Source organism: Microthrixaceae bacterium (assembly GCA_023957975.1).
In the GTDB taxonomy this organism is placed as follows: Bacteria; Actinomycetota; Acidimicrobiia; order Acidimicrobiales; family Microtrichaceae; genus JAMLGM01.
On sequence record JAMLGM010000003.1, the window covers coordinates 420,708 to 428,556 of the forward strand.

Consider the following 7,849-nt stretch of genomic DNA (forward strand, 5'->3'; position numbering starts at 1 on the left):
AAAGAGGTTTGGAACGACGTATTGACGAACGGGGCGAACGGGGCGAACGGGCTGGGCCGCCTACTGGCAGGCCTCGCAGGACTCGGGGTTCTCGAGGCTGCAGGCGAGGGCTTCTTCGTCGGTGAAGCTCTTCACCGCGGCCTCGCCGCCACCGTTGGGAGGGGTCGGCGGGGTCGGCGCAGCGGTCGCGGTGTGGGCCGTCGTCGTCTGCTTGATCCGCGTCGCCGGACGTGAGCGCAGGTAGTAGGTGGTCTTGAGCCCCTTCTTCCATGCGTGGACATACATCGAGGACAGCTTGCCGATGGTCGGCGACTCGACGAACAGGTTGAGCGACTGGCTCTGGTCGATGTAGGGGCCCCGGTCGGCGGCCATGTCGATGAGGGAGCGCATCGGGATTTCCCACGCCGTGCGGTAGATCGCACGCAGGTCGGCGGGGATCTCCTCGATGTCTTGCACCGAACCTTCAGCCCGTTTGATGGCGGCCACGATCGGCTCGGTCCACAGGCCGTGCGCCTGGAGGTCTCGCACGAGATAGCTGTTGATCTGCAGGAACTCACCCGACAGGGTCTCGCGCTTGAACAGGTTGGAGACCTGGGGTTCGATGCACTCATAGCACCCGGCGATCGATGCGATCGTGGCGGTCGGGGCGATGGCGACGAGCAACGAGTTGCGCAGGCCATGGGTGGCGATGCGATCGCGCAGCACCTGCCAGCGCTCCGGGTCGCTCGGAGCCACACCCCACAGGTCCATCTGCAGGTCGCCGCGGGCGGCACGGGTCTCGTCGAAGTTGGCGTGAGGACCGTGGGCCTCGGCGAGTTCGGTGGAGGCCCACAGGGCGTTGAAGTAGATCTCCTCGGAGATGCGTGCGGAGATCTCGCGGGCCTCGGGGCTGTCGAAGGGCAGGCGCATCTTGAAGAAGACGTCCTGGAGTCCCATCATGCCGAGTCCGACCGGACGCCACTTGGCGTTGGAGTTGCCGGCCTCGTCGGTCGGATAGAAGTTGATGTCGACGACCCGGTCGAGATAGCGAACGGCGAGGCGCACGACCTCGGCGATGCGCCGGTAGTCGACCAGACGCAAACCGTCGTCGGCCTCGACGACGAACTTGCCCAGGTTGAGCGAGCCGAGGTTGCAGACCGCGGTTTCGGCATCGTTGGTCACCTCGAGGATCTCGGTGCACAGGTTCGACAGGTGGATGACGTTTTCGGGACGACCGGTCTGGTTCGACTTGGCGTTCGACGCGTCTTTGAAGGTCATCCAACCGTTGCCGGTCTCTGCAAGCGTGCGCATCATCCGGTGGTAGACGTCGCGGGCGCTCACCTTCTTTTCGGCGAGCCCCGCCGATTCGGCCTCGAGGTAGGCTTGGGTGAACTCGTCGCCGTAGAGGTCGACGAGGTGGGGCACCTTCTTCGGGTCGAACAGCGACCACTGCCAGTCTTTTTCAACCCGCTCCATGAAGATGTCGGGGATCCAGTTGGCGAGGTTCAGGTTGCGGGTGCGGAGGCTGACGTCGCCGGTGTTGTCCTTGAGTTCGAGGAACTGCTCGATGTCGGCGTGCCAGGTCTCGAGATACACGCACGCCGCGCCCTTGCGACGACCACCCTGGTTGACCGCGGCGACCGAGGCGTCGAGGGTCTTGAGCCACGGCACGATGCCGTTCGACAATCCGTTGGTGCCGCGGATGAGCGACCCCTTGGCACGGATGCGGCTGTAGCTCAGGCCGATGCCGCCCGCATGCTTCGAGAGTCGGGCGACGTCGTGATAGCGCTTGTAGATGCCATCGAGGCTGTCGGCCGGCGAGTCGAGCAGGTAGCAGCTCGACATCTGGGGGTGCTGGGTACCCGAGTTGAACAGCGTCGGCGAGCTCGGGAGATATTCGAGGCTCGAGATGAGTTCGTAGAACTCGATCGCATCTTCCGGGTTGGTCGACAGGCCACAGGCGACGCGCATGAGGAAGTACTGCGGGGTCTCGATGACGTTGCGGGTTTCGGGGTGGCGCAACAGGTAGCGGTCATAGACCGTGCGCAGGCCGAAGAACTCATAGAGCCAGTTGCGCTCGTTGATGATCGCGTCGTTGAGCTTGCGGGCGTTGGCGGCGACGAGCTGTGCGGTCTCGGCGCCGATGACGCCCTGTTCGTAGCCGAGGGCCACCGACTGGCTGAACGAATGGACGTCGCCGTTGCGCACCTCTTTGTCGATGACGGTGTCGAGCAGGCGGGCGGCCAACTTGGAATAGTTCGGCTCCTCGCTGATGAGCGCCGCGGCGGTGCGGATCGACAACTCGTCGAGATCGCTGGTGCTGGATTTGGGGTGGAGCCCGGAGATGGTTCGGGTGGCGACCCGCATCACGTCGACGCCCTCGAGCACGGAGCCGTCGAGGTTGGTGGCGCACCGCCCGATCGCCTTGACGATCTTGTTGAGATCCACGGCCTCGAGCGAGCCGTCGCGTTTCAACACGCGCATCTGCGTCGGCGCCGCCCCGGTGGCGTGCTCTTCCTCGGTTACGAGGGTTGGTCGGGTGTCTTCGTGGAGTGCCACTTCGCTGCACCTTTGGGTCGGAATCGGGTTCGGACGTACGCTGTGACCTGCTCGCGGGGTCGCCAAAGCAAACCCGCGGGGTCTTCTCGCTGCCGGCGGCGTCCCTGGCGCCGGGCAGGACTACTAATTACAGCCTTGAAACTACACCCGTGTCAACGGCGGCGGTGGATCCCAAACACGTCCGCGCAACACCCCCGATAATTCGCCGTTTCGACCAACGTATTGCCGGTCGAAGTGCCGAAAGTTCAAATGACAACTCCCTCGGTGGAGATGTCGGCGACGTGTCGGAACCGTGACAGCGGGCTCCGCGAAGCCGCTCCGGCCGGCGTCCCACGCCGTCCGCGCGGTTCTGGGCGCGCGGTTCTGGGCGACGCAGTCCGCGACAGGATCCGACCTCCTCCGCCCCACGGTGGAACCCGCTCTGGCAGACTCGAACCCATGGGCGAACGTGAAGCACTCCAACGGATGGGACGAGCCGGAGAGAACGGCCCGGAGGCGGTCGCTGCGGCGACGGTGGTCCTCGTGCGAACGACCGTCGAGGAGGAACCCGAGATCCTCATGCTGAAGCGCAACTCGAAGTTGGACTTCGCCGGTGGGCTCTGGGTCTTTCCAGGCGGGCGGGTCGACCCCGACGACTACCTCGCCGATCAGCCGACCAACCTCTCGATCGCCGAGCGCCGCGCCGCCTCCCGGGAGGCCGCCGAGGAGGCCGGCCTCACCCTCGACCCGCTGCGCCTCAAGCGATTCAGCCACTGGACCCCGCCGTTGCAGGCCCACAAGCGCTTCAGCACGGCCTTCTTCATCGCAGAGGCACCGCGGGGCGCCGTGACGATCGACGATGGCGAGATCCGCGATCACCGATGGGCGACCCCGACTCGGGTGCTGTCCGAACACGACGACCACAACATCGAACTGGCACCACCCACCTTCATCACGTTGCTCCAGCTCGCCCGCTATCGCACCGTCACCGAACTGCGCGACGCGATGACCGGCTGGGTCGTCGAGTCCTACGCGACCCAGGTCGCAGAAGTCGACGAACACATCGTCGCCCTCTACCACGGCGACGTCGGCTACGGCACCGGCGACCCGACCGCCGAGGGAGGTCGCCATCGGCTCTGGCTCGATCCCGCCGGGTGGCGCTACGAACGCACGACCGACCCCGAACCCATGCAGCGGGGTTGAGGCCACAGCAGGTGCGGACACATCCGACACGCGACCGCGCCGTGTTCATAAACTGCCACCCCATGGCCCGGAGCCGTCGAGCACGATTCGACTCCCCGAAACACCGACACAGCAGAACTCCGATGGTTCTCCGGCGAATCGTCGCGCTGGCAGGCGCACTGCTCGTGGCGGTCGTCGCGCTCGGGGCGACGCTCGCAACGGCCCTGCCCTCAGCCGCGGCCCAGACTGCACCCGACGCCACGACCACGACCTCCACCACCACGACCACCGCCGCAACAACACTCCCGCGCGTGTCGACCACGCTGAAAGCCGGCGGTGAGCCGGTCGAAGGGGTCGAGTTGGTCGTCGCGCTCGACGGTGTCGAGGTCGGGCGATCGGCGACCGACGAGTCCGGGTCCGCATCGGTGGAGGTTCCCGGAGCCGCCACCTACACGGTCTCCCTCGATGAATCCACCTTTCCCGACGGGGTGGCCTTCGCCTCCGGAGCGCGCACCGAACTCACCCCGACCGTGCGGGCCACCGGCACGAAGGCCGTGGTGTTCCGCCTCGCTTCCGGAGACGAAACCACCGGCGGATCGGGCGGGGCCGGCGGCGACGGCACCTTCACCCGGGTCCTCAACCTGCTCGTCAGCGGCACCCGCTTCGGGCTGGTCATCGCACTCGGAGCCGTCGGGCTGTCGCTGATCTTCGGCACGACCGGCCTCACGAACTTCGCGCACGGCGAGATGCTCACCTTCGGAGCGATCGTCGCCTGGTACCTCAACTCCAACGCCGGTGGATTGGGGTGGCCGCTGCTGGTGGCAGGCCTCGTCGCCGTCGTGGCCTCGGCAGGGTTCGGCGCCGGTATGGAACTGGGCGTGTATCGACCGCTGCGCAAACGGGGCATGCCGATCTTCAGCCAGATGGTGGTGTCGATCGGCCTCGCCTTCGCGATCCGCTACCTCTACAGCGTCGTGTACGGATCGAGCACCAAGCAGTACTCCCAATATGCGGCGCAGCCACCGACCCTCGAGTTGGGCCCGTTGGCCATGCGCCCCAAGGACCTGATCGTCAGCGCCATCGCCCTCGCCGCGCTCATCGCCGTGGGGCTGTTCCTGCGCAACTCCCGCATGGGTACCGCAGTCCGGGCCGTTTCGGACAACCGCGACCTGTCGATCGCCTCGGGGATCGACGACCTCAAGGTCATCCTCGTCGTGTGGGTACTGTCGGGGGCGCTCGCCGGGCTCGCCGGGGTGATGCTGGGCTCCTCGGAATCGGTCGGCTACACGATGGGCCAACGCGTGCTGCTCGTCATGTTCGCGGCCGTGCTGCTCGGCGGCCTCGGCACCTCCTTCGGGGCGATGGTCGGCGGCCTCATCGTCGGGATCGTCAGCGACCTGTCGACGTTGTGGCTCGACGCCGACCTCAAGGTGGTCGTGGCCCTCGCGACCTTGGTGGTCGTGTTGTTGACCCGGCCGCAGGGCATCTTCGGAGTCAAGGCGAGGACGGCATGACCATGCTCGGCGTGAACCTGGCAAGCGCACTCATCGACGGTATACGCGAGGCCATCGGCCCACAGGCCGCGTACTACGCGCTCGCGGCCGTCGGGCTCAACGTGCAGTTCGGCTACGCCGGGCTCATGAACTTCGGCCACATCGCCTCGGCCCTCGTGGGCGCCTACGGCGCCGCCATCACCGTCGATCAGGGAGGGTCGCTGTGGCTCGGCATCCTGATCGGCGTGGTGTGCGCAGGCCTGCTCGGGTTGCTCATGGGGTTGCCGACCCTGCGGTTGCGCGCCGACTACCTCGCCATCGCCACCATCTCGGTCGCGGAGATCGTCCGGGTCCTCGTGAACTCGCGGCTGGTTCAAGACGTGACGGGCGGCCCGATCGGCATCAACCACATCGCCGATGAGCTCTACGACATCAACCCGATTCCCGAGGGCCGATATGGCATCGGCAGCATCACGTTCAACCAGAACCGCCTCTTCACGCTGTTGATCGGCTGGACGTTGGTGATCGCCGCATCGCTGTTGGTCCGCTCGTGGACGCGCAGCCCGTGGGGGCGCGTCCTCAAGGCGGTTCGCGAGGACGAGGACGCCACCCGGTCGCTCGGCAAGAACGTGTTCGCGGTCAAGCTCCAGGCATTCGTCATCGGGTCGGTCATCGGCGGCGTAGCCGGTGTCATCTTCATGTTCGACGGCGGGACGGTGAAACCGGACTTCTTCTTGGCGCAGACGACGTTCAACTGGTACCTGGTCGTGATCCTCGGTGGCGTTGCGTCCATCCTCGGTCCACCCGTGGGCGCGATGGTGTTCTGGTTCGTCATCGCGGCCTTCAACTCGATCCTCACCCAGGCGCTGGGACGCGACGGCTGGTGGATCATCGAGGCGAACGACGCCGGGGCGATCCGCTACGTGCTCGTCGGGTTCACGATCGTGCTGTTGTTGATCTTCCGGCCTCAGGGACTGTTCGGAAACGCGGAGGAGGCGAGAATTGTCAACCACTGACCCGCTCCTTCGCGCGGATGGCATCGAACGGGCCTACGGGGGGCTCAAGGCCGTCGACGTCGACCATTTCGAAGTCGCGGCCGGGACGATCGTCGCGCTCATCGGACCCAACGGAGCCGGCAAGACCACGTTGTTCAACGTCTTGACCGGCTTTGAGCGCTGCGATGCGGGCAGTTGGGTTTTCGACGGCCAGAACCTCTCGGACAAGGCCGCCTATCAGATCGCCAGGTCGGGGATGGTGCGCACCTTCCAAGCGGCACGCGTCTTTCCGCGACTCAGCGTGGCCGACAACGTCCGACTCGGAGCGCAGAACCAGAAGGGCGAGCGACTTTTCGCATCGCTGGTGCCGAAGCTGTGGGCCGAACAGGACCGCGACCTCGGCCAGCGGGCGCGTGAACTCGTCGAGTGGGTCGGGCTCGGCGCCAAGGCCGACGACCTCGCCGGCACCCTGTCGGGTGGCCAGCGCAAACTGTTGGACCTTGCACGGGCGACGATGGCCGAGCCGAAGCTGCTCATGTTGGACGAGCCGATGGCCGGCGTGAACCCGGCATTGCGCGAATCGTTGCTCGACAAAATCGGCTCCCTTCCCGCCCAAGGGGTGACGGTGCTCTTCGTCGAACACGACATGGACGTCGTGTCCGCCGTGTCCGATCGGGTCGTGTGCATGGCCGAGGGACGCATCATCGCGGACGGCACCGCGGCCGAGGTCGCCGCCAACGAACAGGTGGTCCACGCCTACCTCGGCGGCTCGAGCGACGACCTGCGCGACATGTCCGCCGAACGACCGAGGCAACAGCCGTGACGAATGCACCGACACCGCAGCGGGTCGTGGAGATCACCAACCTCATCGCCGGGTATGTGCCCGGGGTCGACATCCTCCGCGGGGCGACGATGCACGTCGATACCGGCGAGATGGTGTGCATCATCGGCCCCAACGGCGCCGGCAAGTCGACGCTCGTCAAGGCGATTTTCGGACTCGTGCCCATCCGGTCGGGAACGGTTCGCCTCAACGGCGACGAGATCACCGGGGCGCCGGGCCACGAACTCGTCAGCCGCGGCGTGGGCTATGTCCCCCAGGTCCGCAACGTCTTCGGCACCCTCAACGTCGAGGAGAACCTGCGCATGGGCGTGTTCCTGCGCCCGGGTGAGTTCCATCGCCGGCGAGACGAGATCTTCGAACTGTTCCCCGTCCTGGGCGAACGTCGCCATCAGCGCGCCGAATCGCTGTCGGGTGGCCAGCGACAGGTCCTCGCCATGGGGCGCGCCCTCATGATGGAGCCTTCGCTGTTGCTGCTCGACGAGCCCTCCGCGGGGTTGTCACCGTCGATGCAGGACGAGGTGTTCGAACGGGTTGGCGCCATCAATGCGCAGGGCGTTTCGGTGCTCATCGTCGAACAGAACGCCCACAAGGCGCTTCGCATCTGCCACCGCGGCTACGTGCTCGATCAGGGGTCCGTGGCCTACAGCGGTTCGGGGCCGGAACTGTTGCACGACCCGATGGTCATCGAGTTGTACCTCGGCTCACTCGCCCGCGCCCGCTAGCCCGCTCCCGCCTGCCCTGCAGCCCTCCGGCAGCCCTCCTGCCCGCTAGCCCTGTACCGGCCGTGTTTTTGGGTATTAACGCGGGGGGGGACCCCGGCA

At 66.4% G+C, this 7,849-nt stretch carries 6 protein-coding genes; 5 read left to right on the forward strand and 1 reads right to left on the reverse strand.

Features of this window, described 5'->3' with window-relative positions:
* Positions 1-60: 60 nt before the first annotated feature.
* A complete protein-coding gene (locus M9952_06880) occupies positions 61-2,538 on the reverse strand; it encodes a ribonucleoside-diphosphate reductase subunit alpha (GenBank protein ID MCO5312647.1) in 2,478 nt (825 codons plus the stop codon).
* A gap of 438 nt (positions 2,539-2,976) precedes the next feature.
* Here M9952_06880 and M9952_06885 point away from each other — a divergent pair, with 438 nt between their 5' ends.
* From M9952_06885 to M9952_06905, 5 genes are all read left to right on the forward strand, one after another.
* Entirely contained in the window at positions 2,977-3,720 is a 744-nt protein-coding gene (locus tag M9952_06885) for an NUDIX domain-containing protein (protein MCO5312648.1), read from the forward strand.
* Positions 3,721-3,842: 122 nt separating this feature from the next.
* A complete protein-coding gene (locus M9952_06890; protein ID MCO5312649.1) occupies positions 3,843-5,213 on the forward strand; it encodes a branched-chain amino acid ABC transporter permease in 1,371 nt (456 codons plus the stop codon).
* Entirely contained in the window at positions 5,210-6,208 is a 999-nt protein-coding gene (locus tag M9952_06895) for a branched-chain amino acid ABC transporter permease (GenBank protein ID MCO5312650.1), read from the forward strand. The genes M9952_06890 and M9952_06895 overlap by 4 nt, the downstream gene beginning before the upstream one ends.
* A complete protein-coding gene (locus M9952_06900; protein MCO5312651.1) occupies positions 6,195-7,010 on the forward strand; it encodes an ABC transporter ATP-binding protein in 816 nt (271 codons plus the stop codon). Before M9952_06895 ends, M9952_06900 begins: the two co-directional genes overlap by 14 nt.
* Positions 7,007-7,750, forward strand: coding sequence for an ABC transporter ATP-binding protein (locus M9952_06905; protein MCO5312652.1), 744 nt, complete (start codon positions 7,007-7,009; stop codon positions 7,748-7,750). Before M9952_06900 ends, M9952_06905 begins: the two co-directional genes overlap by 4 nt.
* Positions 7,751-7,849: the final 99 nt, after the last annotated feature.

What these genes read in the sequence shown, in the direction of transcription:
- M9952_06890 (MCO5312649.1), top strand. Translation starts at nt 3,843, where the DNA reads ATGGTTCTCCGGCGAATCGTCGCGCTGGCAGGCGCACTGCTCGTGGCG.
- M9952_06885 (MCO5312648.1), top strand. Translation starts at nt 2,977, where the DNA reads ATGGGCGAACGTGAAGCACTCCAACGGATGGGACGAGCCGGAGAGAAC.
- M9952_06895 (MCO5312650.1), top strand. Translation starts at nt 5,210, where the DNA reads ATGACCATGCTCGGCGTGAACCTGGCAAGCGCACTCATCGACGGTATA.